The sequence below is a fragment of the Nocardiopsis sp. CNZ308 genome, assembly GCF_004217075.1.
In genome coordinates this window covers 2,765,148-2,785,831 of record NZ_SHKJ01000001.1, presented here as the reverse complement: position 1 = coordinate 2,785,831, position 20,684 = coordinate 2,765,148, and the positions used below count along the sequence as shown (strand labels likewise).

General features: G+C 73.0%; 15 protein-coding genes. 12 read left to right on the top strand and 3 right to left on the bottom strand.

The window, feature by feature from the left end:
- Window positions 1-114: 114 nt before the first annotated feature.
- Window positions 115-1,401, bottom strand: a complete 1,287-nt coding sequence (locus EV372_RS12120) for an MFS transporter (protein WP_130396079.1) — start codon at window positions 1,399-1,401, stop codon at window positions 115-117.
- 569 nt (window positions 1,402-1,970) lie between these two features.
- Between EV372_RS12120 and EV372_RS12115 the strand changes: the two genes are divergently transcribed.
- On the top strand, window positions 1,971-2,348 hold the full coding sequence (locus tag EV372_RS12115) for a hypothetical protein (RefSeq protein WP_019609224.1): 378 nt from the start codon (window positions 1,971-1,973) through the stop codon (window positions 2,346-2,348).
- Window positions 2,349-2,965: 617 nt separating this feature from the next.
- Window positions 2,966-4,105, top strand: coding sequence for a WD40 repeat domain-containing protein (locus tag EV372_RS12110; protein ID WP_130396078.1), 1,140 nt, complete (start codon window positions 2,966-2,968; stop codon window positions 4,103-4,105).
- A gap of 166 nt (window positions 4,106-4,271) precedes the next feature.
- On the opposite strand, the gene EV372_RS12105 is transcribed toward EV372_RS12110, so the two are convergent.
- Complete coding sequence (locus EV372_RS12105; RefSeq protein WP_013156419.1) at window positions 4,272-4,946, bottom strand: hypothetical protein; 675 nt, start codon at window positions 4,944-4,946, stop codon at window positions 4,272-4,274.
- Window positions 4,947-5,145: 199 nt separating this feature from the next.
- On the opposite strand from EV372_RS12105, the gene EV372_RS12100 reads away from it, so the two are divergent.
- A complete protein-coding gene (locus EV372_RS12100; RefSeq protein ID WP_071621028.1) occupies window positions 5,146-5,613 on the top strand; it encodes a GerW family sporulation protein in 468 nt (155 codons plus the stop codon).
- Window positions 5,614-5,839: 226 nt separating this feature from the next.
- On the opposite strand, the gene eccD is transcribed toward EV372_RS12100, so the two are convergent.
- Window positions 5,840-7,174, bottom strand: coding sequence for a type VII secretion integral membrane protein EccD (gene eccD, locus EV372_RS12095; RefSeq protein ID WP_013156417.1), 1,335 nt, complete (start codon window positions 7,172-7,174; stop codon window positions 5,840-5,842).
- A 218-nt stretch (window positions 7,175-7,392) separates the two neighbouring features.
- Here eccD and eccCa point away from each other — a divergent pair, with 218 nt between their 5' ends.
- The 9 genes from eccCa (at window position 7,393) to EV372_RS12050 (ending at window position 20,645) form a co-directional block, all read left to right on the top strand.
- Entirely contained in the window at window positions 7,393-11,358 is a 3,966-nt protein-coding gene (eccCa, locus tag EV372_RS12090) for a type VII secretion protein EccCa (protein ID WP_486484129.1), read from the top strand.
- A gap of 430 nt (window positions 11,359-11,788) precedes the next feature.
- Complete coding sequence (locus EV372_RS12085; protein ID WP_130396076.1) at window positions 11,789-12,913, top strand: hypothetical protein; 1,125 nt, start codon at window positions 11,789-11,791, stop codon at window positions 12,911-12,913.
- Between the two features lie 263 nt (window positions 12,914-13,176).
- Window positions 13,177-13,512: a hypothetical protein gene (locus EV372_RS12080; protein ID WP_130396075.1), complete on the top strand. Its 336-nt coding sequence runs from the start codon at window positions 13,177-13,179 to the stop codon at window positions 13,510-13,512.
- A gap of 34 nt (window positions 13,513-13,546) precedes the next feature.
- Window positions 13,547-13,837, top strand: a complete 291-nt coding sequence (locus tag EV372_RS12075) for a WXG100 family type VII secretion target (RefSeq protein ID WP_013156413.1) — start codon at window positions 13,547-13,549, stop codon at window positions 13,835-13,837.
- A gap of 14 nt (window positions 13,838-13,851) precedes the next feature.
- The gene (locus EV372_RS12070; RefSeq protein WP_019609213.1) at window positions 13,852-14,196 is read left to right on the top strand and encodes a hypothetical protein; all 345 of its coding nucleotides are present in this window, start codon (window positions 13,852-13,854) and stop codon (window positions 14,194-14,196) included.
- A gap of 74 nt (window positions 14,197-14,270) precedes the next feature.
- Window positions 14,271-16,769 carry a serine/threonine protein kinase gene (locus tag EV372_RS12065; protein WP_130396074.1) on the top strand — a complete coding sequence of 833 codons (2,499 nt, stop codon included), beginning with the start codon at window positions 14,271-14,273 and terminating at the stop codon, window positions 16,767-16,769.
- A gap of 182 nt (window positions 16,770-16,951) precedes the next feature.
- On the top strand, window positions 16,952-17,881 hold the full coding sequence (locus tag EV372_RS12060) for an AEC family transporter (RefSeq protein ID WP_130396073.1): 930 nt from the start codon (window positions 16,952-16,954) through the stop codon (window positions 17,879-17,881).
- 233 nt (window positions 17,882-18,114) lie between these two features.
- Window positions 18,115-20,025 carry a serine hydrolase domain-containing protein gene (locus tag EV372_RS12055; RefSeq protein WP_253795861.1) on the top strand — a complete coding sequence of 637 codons (1,911 nt, stop codon included), beginning with the start codon at window positions 18,115-18,117 and terminating at the stop codon, window positions 20,023-20,025.
- 287 nt (window positions 20,026-20,312) lie between these two features.
- On the top strand, window positions 20,313-20,645 hold the full coding sequence (locus EV372_RS12050) for a hypothetical protein (protein ID WP_013156408.1): 333 nt from the start codon (window positions 20,313-20,315) through the stop codon (window positions 20,643-20,645).
- Window positions 20,646-20,684 lie beyond the last annotated feature (39 nt).

The window sequence follows — 20,684 nt, the reverse complement described above, 5'->3', positions numbered from 1 at the left end:
GCCCCTTTTTCTGTCCCTTGTCCTCACGCGCGCACGCGCGCGGGGTCCGCCGCGCACCGGGGAGGCGGTTCGTCCTCGTCCCCGCGTCCCCGCGCACGCGCGCGAGGCGGGGTCCTAGGCGCGGGGGCGGCGGAGGACGAAGTAGTACAGCGCCGCGGTCGCGCACACCGTGGCGACGGCCATCGGCACGAACGCCAGCTGGTAGGCCTCGGGGCCCTCCGGCAGCGTCTGGAGCAGCGCGCCCGCCGCCACCGTGCACACCACGGCGGTCGTGAACCCGCTCATGTTCACCAGGCCGGAGGCGACGCCGGTCCGGCTCGCGGGGATCCCGTCGCGCGCGAAGTCGAAGGAGACCGTCGGCGCCAGGGTCTGGCCGATCGCGCTCGCCGCGAGCACCGTCAGCCCCACGGCCACCGGGACTCCCCCGGGCCACGCCACCATCAGCAGCCAGCCCAGGCTCAGCGTCGTGCTCAGGGTGAGTCCCAGCCACCGGCGCACGCCGGGGCTGCGCCCGATCACGACGCCCGCGAGCGGAGCCATCCACAGCCCGCCCGCGGCCAGGGCGGTGAGGGTGAGGGCGGCGGTGTCCTCGGACAGTCCCAGGCCTCCCACGAGGAACGGGTAGCCCCACAGCACCATCATCATCGTGAACGGGGCCATGACGGCCGCGTGGTGGGCCATGCCGATCTGCGGGCCGCGCGAGCGCAGCGCCTCCTTGAGCGCGGCCCACACCGAGATCGGGTCTGCGACCGTGGAGCGGCCCGCCGCCCCGGCCGGGCGGTCGCGCACGACCACCAGCATCAGCAGGGCCATCAGCGCGGTCAGGACCGTGGTGGCCAGGAAGGCGGCCACCCAGCCGAATCCGTCCAGGGCCCAGGCCAGCGGCGCGGCGCTGGCCACCTGCCCCGTTCCGCCGACGACGCCGGTGAGCCCGCTGACGAGGGCGTAGCGCGCACGCGGGAACCACAGGGCCGCCAGCCGGATGACGTTGAGGAAGACCAGGGCGTCGCCGAGGCCGATGAGGAACCGCCCGGCCACCGCCACCTCGATGCCGGGGGCGAGCGCGAACAGGCACGCGCCGACCGTCATCGCCGCCATGCCCATGACGAGCGTGTAGCGGGGTCCGAGCCGGTCGGCCAGCAGCCCGGCGGGCACCTGGAGGACCACGTACACCAGGAGTTGCAGCATCGGCAGCAGGGACAGCAGAGCCGGTCCGACGTCGAAGCGGGACTGGGCCTCCAGGGCGGCCACACCGAGACCGTTGCGGTGCAGCATCGCCAGGAAGTACCCGCCCACGGCGACGCCCCACACGAGCCAGGCCCTGGCGCCGCCAGCGGGTTCGGAGGCCACGACGCCCTCCCGTGCAGTAGTCCGGTCACCGGATGTCTCGGTCTGTGTCACTGGGCGACTTCTCTCCGTTTCGTACGACCGTTCCAGTGTCCTCCACATACGGGACCAGCCCTTACACCGGGGTGAAAGCGCGGGCAAAACCGACGGGAACACCGGCATGTCGGGAGGACGCGCAGACGGCAAAGCCGGGGTTTGACCGGGTCAAGGGCCCGTAACCTGCACGAAGTCGCGGAGAGTCACGACAAACACGCCAAGAGTCGCCGCAACGAGTGACACTGGCGACATCCCTCCCGCAAATGGACAGGCTTTTCGCGCCGCCCAAAAAACGGTCTGGTGTTCGGAATACATGTCCTGAGCTGGTGGTTCTTGGTTTGGTGAAGTCGAGACACATTCGTTAAATGTGACATTGGTCACTTGTAGAAGCCTCGACTACAAGGGGTCAGTTGCTGCTAGCATCCGGAGCGCAAAGAATAACTACGAGGTAACGACATCGTTCACGCCTCACCAACTTTGTGGAGGGAACCCGCCAAGGCCACCTGAGGCGGAGCACCTCGGATCGCGGCGACGTGGCCGCACAAGCGAACACGGCACCGCGGCAACCTAGACCACTGGAGACGACCTTGAGTCACTGGCGCCTGAACAACCCCCGGGCCTCCCGGGCGAAATCGGCCCTCGCCAGGCGAATCAAGCACAAGCCCCGCCACGCCTTCTGCGCCCAGCGCGCGATCACGGCACTCCTGGGCGAGCTCGCCTCCGTGACCCCCCGCCAGTTCTACTGGTCGGGCAGCTCCGAGCTGGCCGTCGTCTCGGTCCAGCGGGACGTCAACGTCTGGTGTCGCGACGGCCGCTTCTTCTGGAACGACCTGTTCCACGGCGGCCCGGTCTCGCACCCCGCGAGCGACCCCGTCGGCGCCGCCGAGCTCCTCAACCCCTTCGCACAGGGGCCCGAGCCGGTCTACGGCCACGGCAGCGTCATCAACCACACGGTCGCGGCCTGAGGCCACGCGGCCGGATCTGAGACCTTCCCGGCCAGCCCAGCACCGCTGAGGCCTCGGCTGCCGCCCGCGGAGCCCGCTCCGCAAACGTACCCGCCCGCGCACTCCCCTGTGCGGTGCACGGCCCCGTACGGGCGCCGAACGCGCCCGGCACGCCCGTCGGCGTTCCCGGACCCCGCGCGCGGACCCCGTCGCCCCGCGCGGCGCCGCTCTCCCGTGGAGACGACCCTCTTCCCGCACACGCCCCTCGGCCACCTGTCCGGCGCGCGTGCGGACGATCTCTTGCCCCTTCGCCTACCCGCGCAGAAGGGCTCGACACGCCCCGGTCCGGCGTAAAGCCGAAATCCCCTGGCACGTGGGCGTTCCCGCGTCCCGTTTCCACGGGCCCCGGCGGACCTTTCGCCCGCCGCGCGTCCCTGCGGCCCTCCTCCAGCCGAGAGATCTTCGGACCCAAGGCACCAAAAACTGACAGACAGGCACATAACCTGTCCGAACCCTCCAGAACCATTCCCCACCAGCGGTCTTCTGGGGTTACGGTGGCTGCTGACAACCACACACGCACCGGTCCGGAAACGACGGGCCGTCCTCGCTCACCCCTGTAACACCCCCCCAGAGGACCCATGCGCCCCCTCCACCCCGAAGAACCCTCACACCTCGGGGAACGCCGCCGCCGCTCCCTGCTGCGCGCGACGGCGCTTGCCGGTGTGGTGGTGCTCCTGGTGAGCGTGGGGCTGTACTCCTTCACCGCACCCTCCTGGGACCCCGAGGCGGCCGAGGGCGCCGCCGACTGCTCCGCGACCGGATCGACCGTCTCCGGCAGCCTCGCGCCGACCGGAACCCAGATGACCTCCTTCCCCGAGGACGTGCCGCTCGCGCTGTCCTTCTCGCCCGACGGCTCCGTCCTGGCCGTCTCCCAGATCGACACGGTGACCCTGTGGGACTGGCGGGAGTCGCGCGCCATCGCCCGCATCGACCACGACTCCTCCGCCGTGCCGCCGACCCCGGCGGCGTTCAGCCCCGACGGGTGCCTGCTCGCCTACGGAACCCTCGACGGCGCCTCCGTCGTCGATCTGGAGACCGGCAGGAGGCGGGACGTCGGTGAGGAGAGGGCCGTGCGGTCGATCGCCTTCAGCCCCGACGGCTCCTCACTCGCGCTGGGCGTGCGCGGCGACCCCGACGGACGCCACCTGCACCTGCACGACACCCGTACCTGGGAGCTGGAGGCGCGGCTGTCCGGCTCGGGCGTGCTGGGCTCGATCAGGTACTCGCTCGACGGCAGCGTGGTGGCGGGCGGCGAGGAGGGCGGCGGGATCGCCGTGTGGGACACCGGGAGCCTCTCGCTGCGGGGCCTGATCCGTGAGCGCGCCGGTGTCGGCGCGGCCTCGTTCGACCTCGTCCCGGACGGCTCGGCCGTGCTGCTCATCCGCTCCGGTTCCGTGTTCCTCGTCGTGCCCGGGACCGGAGCGATCGTCCGCGAGTTCGTTCCCGGCTCGGACGAGGGCATCCTGGTGGACGTCGCGTACAGCGCCGCGAGCGGCCGCGTGTTCGCCGCCCGTCTGGACCCCTCCACCGGCCGCGGCGACATGGTCGCGTGGCGGTACGCCTCGGCGACCGAGGTCGCGCTGGGCCCGGACCTGCCCCGGGTGTTCCCCATGGCCCTGTCCCAGGACGGGTCCCGGGTGGCGGGCCTGCGCACGGGAACCGGCGACGTCGCCGTCTACGACACCGAACTGAGCCTGCTCAACGTGCTCACGCCCTGAGCCGGGCCGCGTGAGCGGTGTTCGCGGACCCCGAGCGCGGGGCCACCGACGACGGCGGCGCGATCACCGTCCGGGAAGCGGCGGCCACCCCCGAGGAGCGGATCGCCCCGGTGGGGCCCGGGGCCCGGAGGCGCTGGGGCCGCCGCTGTACCGACCTCAGGAGACGCTAGACACCGGTGGCGGCGAGGATCTCCTCCGCCGCCATGAGGGCGCGCGCGACCATCTCCTCCTCGTCGACGTAGGGGACGCCCTCGTAGTCGACGACCTCCGTCGCCGAGTAGTCGACGCTCACACCGACCTGGCCCTGGACCACCTGGAGGTCGACGTCGGTGCCCTCCGGGTCGACCTCCACGACCGCGTAGTCACCGATCTCGATCGAGGGGTCGGCGTCCTCCTCCGCGGGTGCCGAGGTGTCCTCCTCGTAGAGGCCCTCGTTGATCTCCAGGCGGTAGGTGAGACTGTGGCTGCGCGGCGGCGGGCCGATGCTCGTAGCCACGGTGACGCACGTCATGGAGAGGCCACCGAGATTCTCCACGTCCTCGGCGTCGGGGACACCGGCATCGGACTCCTGGTTGCCGGCCCGGTCCTCGGGCGGACCGAGCAGCTCGGTGCTGGTCTCTTCGGAGAGCACCTGGCACAGGTCGTCGGGGGCCAGCTCCATCGGGTCCACCAGCTCGACCGCCGCCTCGGGGGTCCCCTCGGGCGGGGAGTCCCGGGCGTCGGCCGCGGCGGCGTCGGGGGCGTCCGCGGCCTGCTCCGGCTCCGCGCCGCCGCAGGCGGTCAGCAGGAGGGCCAGGACCAGCGCGGTCGCGGTCTTCGTCGTGTGGGGCGCAGGGGGCACCGGGGGTTTCCTTCCTGGGGAACGCGAACGGCGGACACCATATCGCCCTCCCCTCACATTCCGTCACACAGCGTCCCGGACAGCGCCGCCTTCCGCGGGCCGCGACCCGGTGTCCGGAACAGGCCAGGAACGTTCCGAGCACCGCGGCCGCGTTACACAATGGGGCGGGTACGCAACCGCCACGAAGGGACCCGCCGCCATGCCGGACACCGCCCTGGGCCGCCGTGCCCGCCGCACCAGTCCCGCCCTGTCCGCGCTGGCCAGGCTGATCGAGAACACCGGCGCCTCGGCGCGGTCCTCGTCGGCGTTCGGCGAGGCCGTGGTCGCGGAGGGGGCCACGGTCGTCCCGGTGGCCCGGGTGACCGCGCTGACCATCATGGGCGGGGGTTCCAGCCGCCTGTTCGTCGCGGGAGGGGACGGCGCCGGGGGCAGCGGCTTCGTCCGGGTGCGGCCCGCGGGCTTCCTGCTGATCGACCGGGAGGGGGCGCGGTACCGTCCCATCCGGCAGCCCGCCTCGCTCCTCGTCATCCCGCTGGCCGTGGTGACGGCCGCCGCGGCCACCCGCATCGTGGGCGTGTCGCTGCGCGAGGCGCGCCGCCGCCGCGCCCTGACCGCGATGCGGGAGTCCCACCAGGCCGCGCGGACCTCCTGCGAGCACACGGACTGACCCGCCGTCAGCACAACGAGGGCCACCACAACCGCCAGCAATATCCGCAGTCTCCTACGCGATATGCCGCGGATTCCGGTCGTGCTCCACCACGCCGCCAGGACAGATGTGGAGTAGGCGCTCACGCCAATCCCACTCCCTCCAGAAACCGTTGTCCTCCCCGGTGATCACGAGAAACGGATATCCGTTCTTTCCTCGGTGAGGCGGCGCGGCGCAACCTGTTCCTCTACGAGGTCATCCGCTCCACGAACGCGAACAGGCCCATCCCCCAGGCGAACACCGCGCACATCGCGATGATCACCAGGATCTCCGTCCAGTTGAGGAGGCGGCGCAGCGAGGCACGCGGCACGTCGGTCAGCCGCACCCAGCTCAGCACTCCCAGAGCGATCCCCGCCACGAGCGCGACCAGCGGCAGCCACGGCGCCAGGAAGGCGTACTCGCCGACCGTCGCGACACCCGCCGCGCCCAGGCCCAGCACCCCCGCCAGGCGCAGCGGCAGCACGTGCCGGATCCGGTCGAACAGCCGCGAGCGCAGCACCAGCAGCAGCGAGAGCAGCGCGCACAGCAGCAGGTCGGGCAGGCCCGTGGCCAGGTAGGCCAGCAGCACGGTCGTCGCGCCGCCGCTCACCGCCGCGCCCAGCACGACGCCCAACAGGATGCGGTCGGTGTTGCCGAAGGTGTCCTCGAACCGGTCCGTGGTGACCTGCCCCGAGCGCCCCACCTCGTAGTCGAGCCCGGACAGCCCGCCCATCACCATCGCCACGCGCGGCAGCGCGCCCACGCACAGTGCCAGGACCAGCCCCATGGACCGCGCCCCCTGCACCGGCTCCACGAAGACGCCCACCACCACGAGCACTCCGGCCGTCACCGCGAGCACGCCGAGCGCGCAGATGTAGGCCAGCCCCGTCTCGTGCATCGTCCAGCCGATCACCGCCACCAGCAGGGCGCCGGAGAGCGCGAAGGCCGCCTGCACCAGGAAGTTCGCGTCGGTCAGCAGGTTCGCGGCGAGCACGGCGGTGACCGCGCCCCACGCGCAGGCCGTCGTGAACAGCACGTGCGCGACGGCGGGCAGCGGCCTGCGCGCGGCGAGCAGCATGACCGCGACCGTGAACAGGGTTCCCGCCGAGGCGATCCCCAGGTGCCAGGCGGACGGGCTCAGCCGCGTCATCAGCCCGAGCAGCAGCAGGGGGCCGATGGCCGCGACGAGGAGGCCGAAGGACAGCGTGGTCGTGGGGTTCCAGATGTGCGCGGTGGCGTCGACGCGGTCCTCGACCGCGCCGCGGACGTCGTCCACGTGCGCGGGCCTGCCCGGCGCGGTGCGGCGGTCCAGCACCAGCACGTCGCCGTCGTAGACGCCCGCGCTCTCCAGCGGCTGGTCGGGGTGGACGGGGTCGCCCTCCACGGTGGTGAGCGTCCACGCGGCGGGTTCGGTGCCCTCCTCCTCGGGTGCGCAGACCTCCAGGATGCGGGGCATCAGTGTGGCCACGGGAACCGTTCCGGGAAGTGCCAGATCGGCCCAGCGTTCCGGTCCGGTCACCGTGACCCGGCAGTATCCACTCACACCAAGAATTCCTTTGTCGTTCGTCGTGGGCGGTTGTCACCCTCGGGGGAGGGACGGACGCGAATTAGGCGATTCGCGGGGATCGCGAGATCATTCCTAGCGTAGCCACCCAGACACCAGCCCCCGTAGGCGGACCGAAAGAGATCCCCGTGGCGACGAGACCCGTACCCCGCCCAGCTCGCAGCGTCCCGACCGCCCCCGGGAACACTCCGCTCGTCATCGCGACCCCTCCGCAGATGCCGGAGAACCCGCCCTCGTCGAGTTCCGGCGCGATGATCATCATGCCGATCATCACCGGCTCGGGTTCCTTGCTGATGTCCATCACCATGGGCCACCGCCCCCTGATGGCCGTCGCCGGTGTGATGATCATGATCGCCAGCGTGGTCGTCGGCATCATCATGTTCGTGGCCCAGCACAACGGCCCGCGCAAGCGCATCCGCGAGCAGCGCGAACGCTACGTCGACTACCTCGACCAGCTCCGCGAGATCGTCCGGGACGTGGCCTCCGTCCAGCGCGCCGACAGCGCGTTCCGCCACCCCGACCCGCAGCTGCTCGTCGATCCGGCGCGGTCGCGGACGCGCCGGTGGGAGCGGCGGGCCGCCGACCCGGACTTCCTGGACCTGCGGGCGGGCACCGGGACGCGGCCGCTGGCGCGGCGGCTCAGGCTCAAGGTCGACACCTCCTCGCCGCTGATCGTCTACGACCCCGTGTGCCAGGGGGCGGCCGACCAGCTCATCGAGCTGTACGCCAACGTCCCCGAGATGCCGCTGGTCCTGCCGCTGCGCGAGCACGGCGTGGTGTCGGTCGTGGGCGACCGCGAGGCGGCGCGGGGGCTGGCCCGCGCGCTCGTCGCGCAGATGGCCACCTTCCACTCCCCGCACGACCTGCGGATCGGCGTGGTGCGCGACAACAAGCTGCGGTCCCACTGGGAGTGGCTGAAGTGGCTGCCGCACAACACCTTCGACGACGCCAAGGACGGGCCGATGCCCGCCCGTTTCGTCGCGGTCAACACCGTGCAGATCGCCGAACTGCTCTCCGACGAGATCGAACGGCGCACCGTCGACCTCCAGCGGCGCCGCGGCGCCCCGCCCGGCCCGGGCACCCAGCGCCTGGTCGTCGTCCTGGACGGCGAGTACCAGTCGACCCTGTCCGGACTGCACGCCGAACCGCCGGTGACCTCCCTGGCCGACCTGGGCATCCACGTGATCGCCCTGGTGGCGGACCGGCGCGAGGAGCCGGAGGGCGTGGACCTGCGGCTGCGCATCGACGCCGACGGCACGCTGACCGAGGTCACCGAGCACGCCGACACCTCCGAGGACGCCCCGCGCGTCCCGTTGGAGGGCCGCGCGGACCGGTCCGACGTCGCGCACCTGACCTCCCTGGCCCGCATCCTGGCCCCGTACGGCATCGCCGTCACCGACGGCGACGACGCCATGCACGCCACCGTGGGGCTCCCGGAGATCCTGGGCGTGGCCGACGTCGCCCAGCTGGACACCCGGCAGACCTGGCGCAGGCGCAGCACGGGCGACTACCTGCGGGTGCCGATCGGCGTCGGACCGAGCGGCAACACGGTCCTGCTGGACCTGAAGGAGTCGGCCTTCGGCGGCATGGGTCCGCACGGCCTGGTGGTCGGCGCGACCGGTTCGGGCAAGTCGGAGATGCTGCGGACCATGGTGGCCTCGCTGGTCATCAACCACTCGCCGGAGTCGCTCGCGCTGCTGCTGGTGGACTTCAAGGGCGGCGCGACCTTCGCCGACACCGACCGCCTGCCGCACAGCACCGGCCTGATCACCAACCTGGCCGACGACGACTCGCTGGTCCTGCGGTTCCGCGAGGCCACCTACGGCGAGCTGGTGCGCCGCCAGCAGATCCTCAAGGACGCGGGCAACCTGCCCAACCTGCACGCCTACGAGGCGGCCCGGGAGAACGACCCCGGCCTGGAACCGCTGCCGCACCTGCTGATCATCATCGACGAGTTCTCCGAGCTGCTCACGGCGCACCCCGACTTCGCCGAGCTGTTCGTGGCCATCGGGCGCATCGGCCGGTCGATCGGCGTGCACCTGCTGCTGGCCACCCAGCGCCTGGAGTCGGGCAAGCTCAAGGGCCTGGAGTCGCACCTGTCCTACCGGGTGGGCCTGCGCACGTTCTCCGAGGCGGAGAGCCGCGAGGCCATCGGCGTGGGCGACGCCTACCACCTGCCGCCCGAGCCGGGCTCGGGCTACCTGAAGGTGGACACGTCGGTCTTCGAGCGGTTCAAGGCGGCGATGGTGTCGCAGCCCTACGAGCCGCCGGTCCGGGAGGAGAAGGAGGAGCACGAACCGGTGCTGCCCCTGCTCTCCTTCAACGGGCTGAACAAGGTGACCGGGGCGGGCTCGCTGGTGGAGTCGCTGGTGGAGTCGATCCGCGGCAGGGGCGAGGGGTCAGGGCGCGGGGAGGACAAGCGCACCACGCTCCAGGTCACGGTGGACCGGCTGGTGGCCTCGGGCGCGGAGAAGGTCCGGCCGATCTGGCTGGAGCCGCTGCCGCGACTGCTCACCCTCGACAGGGTCCTGGAGGACCTGGGCGAGGGCGAGGACCTGGAGGGCCCCGGAACCGAGCCGCGGCCCTCGGACATGCGCGCCGTCATCGGCCTGACCGACATCCCCCGCGAGCAGCGCGTCGTTCCGGCCGAGATGGACTTCACCGGCGCCGAGGGCAACGTCATCGTCCTGGGCGGACCCCAGTCCGGCAAGTCGACCCTGCTGCGCACGGTGATCGCGAGCCTGGCGTGGCGGTACCCGCCGGGCCGCGTGGGCGTGTACGCGATCGACTTCGGCGGCGGCGCGCTCCAGGCGATGGAGGAGCTGCCGCACGTGGCGGGCGTGGCCGGGCGGGCCGACCCGGAGAAGGTGCAGCGGGTGCTGGTGGACGTGCGCGCCCAGCTGGACCGGCGCCAGCGCGTGTTCCGCAAGTACCGGCTCGACTCCCCCGCCGCGCTGCGCCAGGCGCGCGCGGACGGGACCGTGCCCGCGAACGTGGTGGGCGACCTGTTCCTGCTGGTCGACGGCTGGTCCTCGGTGCGCGACACCTTCGACGAGGCCGACGAGGTCCTGATGGACATCGCGACCCGGGGCCCGTCCCTGGGCGTGCACACGATCCTGACCGGCGCCGCCTCCTCGCAGATCCGGTCCCGGTTGCAGGCGCTGTTCGGCGGCCGGTTCGAGCTGCGGCTGAGCGACCCGATGGACTCGGGCATCGGGCGCAAGGTCGCCGAGGCGCTGCCCAAGGACACCCCGGGGCGCGGCCTGACCGCCGAGGAGCACCACACGCACGTGGCCCTGCCCCGGGTGGACGCGGTGGCCAGCGACGAGGACGTCACCGACGGGATCCGGGACCTGGTCAAGCGGATCGGGGAGCGCTGGCCGCAGAAGGCCGTCCAGGGCGTCAAGACGCTGCCCTCCAAGGTGGAGCTGTCCGACCTGCTCAAGGGCCGCCGGGCGCCGAAGGGCCGCGCCGCCGAACTGGTGGTGGGCCTGGCCGAGAGCACGCTGGCACCGGTCACCACGAACCTGTCCCGGGACCCGCACCTGGTGGTGTACGGCGACCCGCAGACCGGCAAGACCACCCTCCTGCGCGGGCTGGTCAAGCAGATCGTGCAGCGCCCGCCCACGGAGATCGGCGTGGTCATGGTGGACTTCCGCCGCAGCCACCTGGAACTGGTCCCGGAGGACCACCTGCTGGCCTACTGCACGAGCGCGGAGCAGACCCAGGCGGTCGCCGCGAACCTCGCGGGATCGCTGAAGCAGCGCCTGCCGGGGCCGGACGTGACCCCCAAGCAGCTGCGTGAGCGCAGCTGGTGGAAGGGCCTGGACCTGTTCATCGTCGTGGACGACATGGACATGCTGGGGGCGAGGGCGAACCCGCTCGCGCCGCTGGTGCCCTTCATCGCGCAGGGCTCCGACCTGGGGCTGCACATCATCGCGGCCCGCCGCACGGGCGGTTCGGCGCGGGCGATGTTCGAGCCGGTGCTCCAGGCGCTCAGCGACATGGCCACGCCGGGCGTGCTCTTCTCCGGAGACCGGATGGAGGGGCGCCTGGCCAACGGCACGGCGTCCAAGCAGCTGCCGGTCGGCCGCGCCCAGCTGGCCCGCCGAGGCCAGCGCCCGGACCTGGTCCAGGTGGGATGGAGCGAACCGCCCGCGTGACCCGGGGGCCCGCGGCGCGGCGCGCGGCGCGGGCCTCCGGGCGGTACGGCTCCTCGGGTGACGAGGGCCTTCCCCCGGTGGAGGCTGCGCGCGGCCCCGGCCTCCGGGCGGTGCCGGTCCCGGCGCGGCGCGGGTTCGCCCGCCGTGGCCGGATGTGGCCAGGCGGACCCGTGTGGTCTGCGTTCCCCGGGAGGGCGTTCACCGCCCTCCCGGCCCGGGCGGGGCCCGCGTGACGGGCCTGCCCGGCCGCGACCCGCGTCCTCCGCGAGGCGCGGAGCGGCGGCTCGGCTTCCCGGCCGGGGCGTCGTGTCGTCGCGGACCGGATAATGGGTACCGCGTCCCGGAGCGAACCTCGGCGTCCCCGGGACAGTCCCACCCCGTGCCCCCGCGGCCTCCCCACCGACCCCGTCGTCCCCCGAAAGGCGGCTCCATGCGGCGCCCCCTCGCCCTGACCTCGGCAGTGTGCCTGCTCGCCCTGACCGCGTGCACCGACACGCCCGGCGGCTCCGGCGGCGGATCCGGGGCCGGGGAGGAAGTGGCCGAGGAGGGGCTGTCCGGCCTGGCCCTGCTGCACCGGGGCTTCGAGGGCGGCGACCCGGAGACCGACCAGGTCCTGGTCTTCCACGACCCCGCGACCGGGCAGCCGCTCCAGCGGATCGCGCTGCCCGACGGCGCGGTCGATCCGATGGCCCGGGACCTGCCCGTGCACGCGCAGTTCTCCGCCGACTGGACGTACTTCGCCTACGTCACCGAGGAGCCCCACGCCGTGCAGGTGGCGACGCTCACCGATCCGCGGGAGTCCGGCGCCGAGGAGGTCTCCTACCAGCCGGTCGAGTCCGTGCCCGCCTCGGAGGGGGAGGTCCTGTCCCGTCCGGTCGTCAACGGCGACCGGCTGTGGTTCGTCTCCGACACCCCGCAGGACGGCGTGCCCCCGCAGGTGCTGTCGGTGCCCCTGGACGCCCCGACGGGCACACCCAACCAGGAGGGCAGCCTCCTGATCGGCGAGAACCAGCGGCCCAGCGACTGGGCGCTGACCCCGGACGGGTCGCTGCACATCCGCAACAGCGTGCAGACCCGGCAGAGCAACGCCGCCGACGGTGGCACCCTCGTGGTGCGGGAGACGGCGGACAGCGTCGTCAATGCGACCCTCAACGTCGACGGAGGCCAGTGGCAGACCTTCGACAACTCCCTGGTCTGGGGCGGGGGCACCGCGCTGCTGCGCCCGGACGCGCCCGCCGGCGGCGGGGAGCCCCCGGCGGGCGCGTACCTGGTGACGGTGGAGGGGCAGGGCCACACGGCCACACGGCTGCTGGAGGAGGGAGACGGGCCGGTGGTGCAGTATGCGCCCTCGCCCGAACGCGACGCGGTCCTGCTCCAGACCAGCCGGTCCTGGCACCGGGTGGACCTGGCCGAGGGCGAGGCGGGAGAGGCCGCCGAGCTCTTCCCCCGCTTCCACGACTCGTCCATGGACGGCTGGCCGCTGGCGGTGCGCTGGGTGACGGAGCCGGTGGCCGCGGACCCGGGCGCGAGCCCCGGCGCGGACGGCGGCCAGTGAGGGCGGCCGGGCTCCGGTCAGGGCCGAAACCGTGGCCGGAAGCGGTCAGCCGCCGCGTGCGGGGCACTGCCTGCGATCAGGCCGTTCGCCGCCCGACGACCGATGTCACAAGAAGCGCACCTCCGTTGACCGAAAGGTGCGATCCTTACTATCGTCCGTAATCTCCCCTCTTTACCGTGGCCACACGAATCCCCACGCGAACGCGGCCCGAGACGGAACGAAGAGGCGGCCCCTTCCACCCCCAACTCCCGGGAAAGGCACAGATGTCCCACGCCGGTCTTGAAAACGTCAACAGCCTCGCGGTCGGCGGTGAGCAGCTCGGACTGGAGTCCGAGGGCATCCGCACCCAGATGAACCAGCTCATCCAGGACATGAGCAACGACGCCGACGCCCTCCAGGGCGAGGCCCTCGCCCGTTTCCGCGAGGCCCGCGAGCAGCTCACCGAGCGCTTCGACGAGCTGATGTCCTGGTGCAGCCAGAACGGCATCAAGCTGAACGAGGGCCAGGGGCAGTTCAACATCACCGACTCCGACTCCAGCTCCGACTACTCCCAGGCCGGAAGCGACCTCGGCGGCCTCTCCCGCCCGGTCAACGCCTGAGTCGTCCCCCACGCTCTCCCCAGAAAGGTTTCCCATGAGTCAGTTCGACGTGTACGGCGACGTCGCGGGCCTCCAGGGCCTGGCCGAGGACCAGCAGGCCCACCTCGGCCGCTTCTCCGCCATCATGAGCCAGATCAACGAGCAGTCCGAGAGCACCGTCAGCCAGTGGGAGGGCTCGGGCAGCGCCCAGTTCCAGGCCAAGGCCACGGAGTTCGACACCCAGTTCTCCGAGGTCAACGCCGCCTTCGCCAAGGTGATCGCCGCGACCAGCAACACCGCGGACAACTACGGCAGGCTGACCCGCTACCTCGACGGACTGTTCTAGTAGGCTGAGCGGCGATGTCGTCCCCATCCCCCGCGTCCGCCCCGGCGGACCCGGATCCGCAGCTCCCCGAGGCGTTCCACTACACGCCCAACGAGGAGAAGTACGTCCTCCAGGCGGACGCCCTGCGGCACCGGCAGCTGCGGTCGGCCCTCATGTACGGTTCGAGCCGGTACTGGCGGCGGCGGCAGCAGGTGTGGCCCGCGGTGATCGGCGGGCTCATCCTGGTCGCACTGATCTGCGGGGTCATCGCCCTCATCGGGGCCTTCGGCAGGCAGCAGGAGGTCAACGAGGAGCGCGGTTGGGGCGCCCGCCAGCAGACGTTCCAGAGCCCGGCCACCGAGGCGCCCTCGTCTCCGTAGCACCCGGTGCCGCCCTCCCCGCCGCCTGACGGGGATCCTCCACACCACGAACACCACCAGGGGGTCGCTCTCCCATGTCCGGCTCCGAGCACGCCGCCTGGGCGCCCGGTTACGGCAACCCGGCCCTGCTCCGCCAGGGGCGCCGCGCCCGGATCGTGCGGGCCACGCGGTCCACGAGCGGTGCCGACGTCGTGCTCAAGGTCCTGCCCGAGCACCTGGGGCGCGCCGAGCTGAACCAGCTGCGCGAGCTCAGCGGGGTTCCCGGTGTGGTCCCCCTGCTGGACGCGGGGACCACCGCCGACGGTGACCTGTTCGTGGTGCTGCCGTTCTACGCGGACGGCTCCTTCGGCGACATGCTCGCCCGGAGGGGGCCCGCTCCGATCCAGGAGGCGGCGGCCGTCTCGCGGAGTGTCGCGGCCGCGCTGGGTTCGATGCACGGGCGCGGGCTGCTGCACGGGGACGTGTGCCCCGGCAACGTCCTGCGTGCGGGCCGCACACCGGTGCTGACCGGTTTCGGTTCCGTCCACCGGTCCGGGGAGGCCCTGCCCCCGCCCGACCCGGCGACGGAGTCGTTCCTGCACGCGGCGCCCGAGGCACTGCGGGGCGAGCCGCGTACGCCCGCCTCCGACGTCTACCAGCTGGCGTCCACCGTCTGGACGATGCTGGTGGGGTACACGCCGTTCTCGTCGACGGACGGAACGCCGTTCGACCCCCGCGCTTACGCCGAGCGCGTCCTGACACAGGAGCCCAAGCCGGTTCCCCGCTCCGACATCTCCCGCAAGCTGCGGGGTGTGCTCACCCGGGCGCTGGCCAAGCTGCCCGAGGAGCGCTTCGCGACCCCGGCGGCGTTCGCCTCGGCCTTCGAGCAGGCGCGCACGTCCCGGCCCGCCACGACGCTGGGCGCGACCGGCGGCCAGGAACCCCTGAGCGGTGCGCAGGCGCCGATGTCGGGGCCGCAGACGTCCCTGCCCGGCGCCCAGGCGCCCATGGAGGGCTTCCAGCCCCCGAGCACAGACACGCGGACCCCGCACACCGGACCCCAGCACCCGACGGCACCGCCCCAGGCGTCCGTGTCCGGCCCCCAAGCGCCCATGAGCGGGCCCCAGACGCCCGTGTCGGGGCCGCAGACGCCCATGTCCGGCGCCCAGGGCCCCGCGTACGCGCCGGACCCGGCGGCACCGCGGTCCTCGGCCTCCGGCCCGCAGCAGCCGGTACCGGGCCCCGAAGCCCCCGTGTGGGAGCAGCACCCCCACGCACCGGACCCGCAGACGTCCGCGTCCGGTGCCCAGGCGCCGATGAGCGGGCCCCAGACGCCCGTGTCGGGGCCGCAGACGCCCATGTCCGGCGCCCAGGCGCCCATGGAGAACTTCCAGCCCCCGACCACGGACACGCGGACCCCGCACACCGGGCCCCAGCTCCCGCCTCCGCCGTACGCCGCTGGCCCCCAGCAGGACGCCTACACCCCCTGGACGGGCCCCCAGACCCCTCCCCCGGCGCCTCCCGAACCGCAGACCCCGCCCGGCACGGACGCCCCGCCCTCCCCCGCCCTCCCGTCCTCGGGGCCGCAGAACCCGCCCGCCACGGCGTGGTTCCGGCCCTCGGGCCCCCAGGCCTCGCACGCGCCCGCCGCCCCGCACGTCCCGCCGCACGCACCGCCGCCGTTCCCCGCCGAGGCGGCCCGGCACCCGGCGACCGGGCCGCAACAGCCGCAACAGCCGCAGCCGCCGCGGTCACGGGAACTCAGGCCCCGGCCCACCGGGCTGGAGGGGAGCAGGCTCCCGGCCGTCGACGCGGGCGGCACCGCCGAGATCATGATGGCCAAGCTGCGCGGCGAGGAGATCTCCGCGCTGCGCGCCTGGTCGCGCCTGGAGGGCTGGACGGGCACCGCCGAATCCTGCGCCCTGCCCGTGGACGAGTCCACGCGGGCCGAGGACGACACCCCCTCCTGGGGCCCCGTGCCCGAGACCGAACAGCACCAGCCGCGGTGGCGCCGCCACCTCCACATCGCCGTGACCGTGTGCGGCATCCTCATGGTCACCAGCGTCTCCGGGGTGTTCGCCGCGCTGGAGTCGCCGGCCCCGGTGGTCGCGGCCGCCGAGCAGGAGGCCGAGCCGGAGCCCGCGGCGGACGAGGAGGCCGCCGAACCGGTCGTCGCCCCCTCGGCACCGCCCGAGGTCTCCGCGCCGACCGGCGTCGTCCTGGCGGACAGCCTCAACGCCGTCGAACTCAGCTGGACCGACAACAGCGGCGGCACCGCCTCCTTCTTCGTGCTGGGCGGCCCCTTCGGCCACGAGGCCGCCACCCTGGCCCGGACCGGCCCCGGGGTGGTGACCGCGCAGGTCGCCACCGGCTACACGGGCATGGAGTACTGCTTCACGGTGATCGCCGTGGACGGCTCCGCATCCCCAGCCGAGGAGGTCTGCACGACCCGCGCCGCGGACCGCGCCGAGGCGGAGGCCGAGCGCCTGGCCGAGGAGGAGGCCGCGGAGGAGGAGGCCGCCCGGGAGGCGGAGGAGGAGGCGGCCGAGGAGGAGCCCTCGCCGTCCCCCGACCCGGAGGAGCCCGCGGAGTGAGGCGCCGCGCCGGAACCCGTACCGTCCCGGGAGCGGCCGCGTCCCGAAGCCCCCGCCGCGCACGGCGAACCTCGCCTTAGACAACCGAAGGCACATACCGGTGTGATCTGGGACGTATCGCCGAAACCCGACCTCGGATAGCGTCTTCGGGTTGTGTCGCGCGTGCGCAGTGGGGGCGCCTCTTGTCCGGGGTCTTGATCGGTTTCGGTGTCATCACCAGCATCGTCGTCATCGGCTACATGCTCGGGCGCATCCCGCTCCTCGGCCCGGGGGCCAGGGAGGTGCTCAGCAAGCTCGCCTTCTACGTGGCCAGCCCCGCGCTGCTGTTCACGATCCTGGCCGACGTCGACCTCTCCGTCCTGGTGTCCGGGCCGGTCCTGGTCAGCGTCATCAGCGTGGCCGTCGTGGCGTTCGCCTTCGTCGTGTTCGGGCTCGTCCGGCGCCAGGGCGTCGGCCTGACCACGGTCGGCGCGCTCGCCTCCTCGTACGTCAACGCGGGCAACCTGGGCATCCCCATCTCCGTCTACGTGCTCGGCGACGCGTCCCTGGTCGCGCCCATCCTGCTCACGCAGCTCCTGGTCCTGGCCCCGGTCGGCCTCACCCTCCTGGACCTGGCCGACGGCGACGTGCGCGGGGTGGGCCCCGTCTTCCGGCGGGCGCTGGGCACGCCGGTCCGCAACCCCGTGGTGATCGCGTCGCTGGCGGGCGTGGCCGTCTCCGCCTCGGGCTGGGTGCCGCCCGAACCCCTGATGGAGCCCTTCCACCTGATCGGCGGCATGGCCGTCCCCGCCATGCTGCTGGCCTTCGGGATCTCCCTGCACGGCAGCCCGTTCCCCGGCCGGGGCCCCGAACGGGTGCCGATGCTGTTCGCCGTGGCGCTCAAGTCCGTGGTCCAGCCGCTGGCGGCGTGGGCCCTGGGCGCCCTGGTCTTCGACCTGGACGCCTCCAGCCTGTTCTCCGTCGTCGTGCTGGCGGCCCTGCCCACGGCCCAGAACGTCTTCAACTACGCCACCCAGTACCGCACCGGCGAGGTGATGGTCCGCGAGGTGGTGCTCGTGACCACCTTCCTCACCATCCCCGCGCTGCTCACCGTCACCTTCCTGCTGGGGTGAGCCGGGACGGAGCCCGCCCCGGGCCGTCCCGGAGCGGCTGAGCGGCGCGGCGAACACCGCGCCCAGCTGGCGGATCCTCCCCGGCCGCACCCGTTCGCTCCCCTTCCGCTCCGGGCTCGGGACCCCCGGTGGTGCAGCTGGCTGTAGTACCGGGACGCCCGCCCGCACCAGTGCTCCGAACAGCGCCGAATCCTAGGTTCGAGGGGTAGCGAAAAACACCCTGGGAGCCCCTGATGCCACGAGTTCCACGCGTCCTGCCGATGCTGGCCGCGCCCCTGATGATCGCCGCCGTCCTGGCGCCCGGGGCGGCCTCGGCCGCCGCCGCGCCCGGCGCCGCCGCGGCCCCGCCGACCGCCCCGGCCGAGGCCGCGCCGCTCAACCCCGAGACCGCGCGGGAGTTCGTGGACACCCGCGTCGCCGAACTGCTGGAGGAGCACGGCGCGCCCGGCGTCGCCGTGACCGTCGTGGCCGGGGGCGAGCAGGTCGCCTCCGCCTCCCACGGGTACGCCGACCTCGCCACCCAGACCCCCATGGACCACACGGTCCACACGCTTCCCACCGGCTCGGTGTCCAAGTCCTTCACCGCGGCCGCCGCCCTCCTCCTGGCCGAGGAGGGGGAGATCGACCTGCACGAGGACGTCAACACCTACCTGCCCGAGGCCGCCCGGCTGCCCATGGACGGCGTCACGATGCACCACCTGCTCACCCACACCGCGGGGTTCGCGGAGGTGTTGGACTTCCCCTCGGCCGGGGACACCGAACGGCACCTGGACCTTGAGGAGGTGTACAGCACCCTCAAGCCCGAGGAGCTCTACGAGCCCGGCCGGTTCACCGCCTACTCCAACCACGGGAACGGCCTGGCCGGGTACGTCGTCCAGGAGGTGAGCGGCCAGCCCTTCGAGGAGTACGTCGCCCAGAACCTGTTCGAGCCGCTGGGCATGGACCGGAGCGCGTTCCTCCAGATCTACGACGCCCGCGAGGTCTACGAGGTCCCGGCGTTCCACCTGCCCGACGGCAGCAGGGCCGGGGACCTGCACGTCTCCCAGGCTCCCGCGGGCGCCTCCCTCGCCTCGACCGACGACATGGCCCGGTTCATGCTGGCCCTGCTGGGCGACGGAGAGATCGACGGCGAGCGCGTGCTGCCCGCCGGGGTGGCCGAGCAGATGCTGGCGAGCCAGCACGAGTCGCACCCGGAGGCCCCCGCGGTGGGCTACGGCACCTACCAGTGGCGGGGCGGGGACTCCCCCGTCATCGGCCACGCCGGCGACCTGGACGGCATGCACACCGCCTACACCCTGATCCCCGGGATCGACGCCGGGATGTTCGTCGCGGTCAACGGCGACGACTCCGTCCCCGGAAACCCCCTGGAGGACCTGCGGATGACGGTGGCCCAGGAGTTCTGGGACACGTTCGACCCGCAGGCCGCGCCGTCCGGGGAGGCCGACACCGGCGCCGACCTCGGCGCCTACACGGGCACCTACATCAGCAGCCGCCGCTCCGTGAGCGGGCCCGGCCAGATCGTCTCCCTCTTCGACAACATGACCGTGCGCGACGCCGGGGACGGCACCCTCTCCGTCAGCGGCCCGATGGCCGCGGACGACCGCTGGCTGCCCCTCGGCGGGGGACGGATGGCCGCGCAGAACGGCGCGGACCGGCTGACCTTCCTGGAGGAGGACGGCGAGGTCGTCGCCCTGGCCACGGACACCAACGCCACCCAGGTCTACGAGCGGACCACCCCGCTGACCAGCCCGATCACGCACGGCGTGGTCGCCGCCGCCGGGCTGCTCGTCCTGTTCACCGCGTTCGTGCAGTTCCGCCGCGCACCGGACCGGTTCACCGTCCTGGCCCGCACGCTGGCCTCGCTGACCGCGCTGAGCTGCTTCGTCGCCGTCGGACTCGTCGCGTACGGGCTGTTCGACAGCCACACGCTCCAGCAGTGGATCTTCAGCGAGTCCCTCGCGCTCACCCTGCCGCTCGCCGTCGCCGTCCCGCTCACCCTGGCCACCGCGGCCGTGGCCGTGACCGCCTGGGTCAGGGGGTGGCTGCGCCCGGCCGGGCGGATCCACCTCTCCCTGGTCGTCCTGGCCGCGACGGCCGTCATCGTGACGGGGGCCCAGTACGGCTTCGTGTGGCTGGTGTCCTGAGCGGACCCGGGTCCGGAGCCCCGTGCCGGTTCCGGACCCCCCGAACCCCGGCGTCGGCTGAACAAGGAGCTAACATCCCGGGGCGAAAGGTACACATGCGGCGCCTATCCGGGTAGCATCCCCACAGTTCAGGGGATCGGCGGAACTCCTGCCCCCGTCCGCGCGTCCCACCCTTCATCCGGACCCGTTCCGGCGGCCCCGACGGCCGCGGACGGGCCTTCCGTGCGCGGAGGGCGCCGTGCCCCCTCCCCGCGGGTCCCGCGTTCGAGGAGAGAGGAGACCCCCACATGACCACCGAAGCGGGCGGCAACCCGATCGAGGGGATGCGGGGCGGCGAGTACGCCGAAACACTCGCGGCCGCCATGGCGGGACTCGCCGACGCGTTCGACCTCCTCATGGAGGACGCCGAGAGCGTCTCCGGCCACGACGACGTCAGGGCCGGGTTCAGCGCGTTCAAGGAGAACACCGCGCAGGCGCTCATCGACGTCCAGACACTCGGCCTGTCCCTGGCCGACAACGTCCAGGCGGGCGCGGCGGAGATCGCGCGGAACGACCTGGACAGCTCGGAGGACTTCGACCACCCCTGGGAGTCCCACCGGGACATCAACTTCGGGGGCTGACGGCGCCCTCCCCCTCCCCCTCCGTACCCGCCTCCCCCG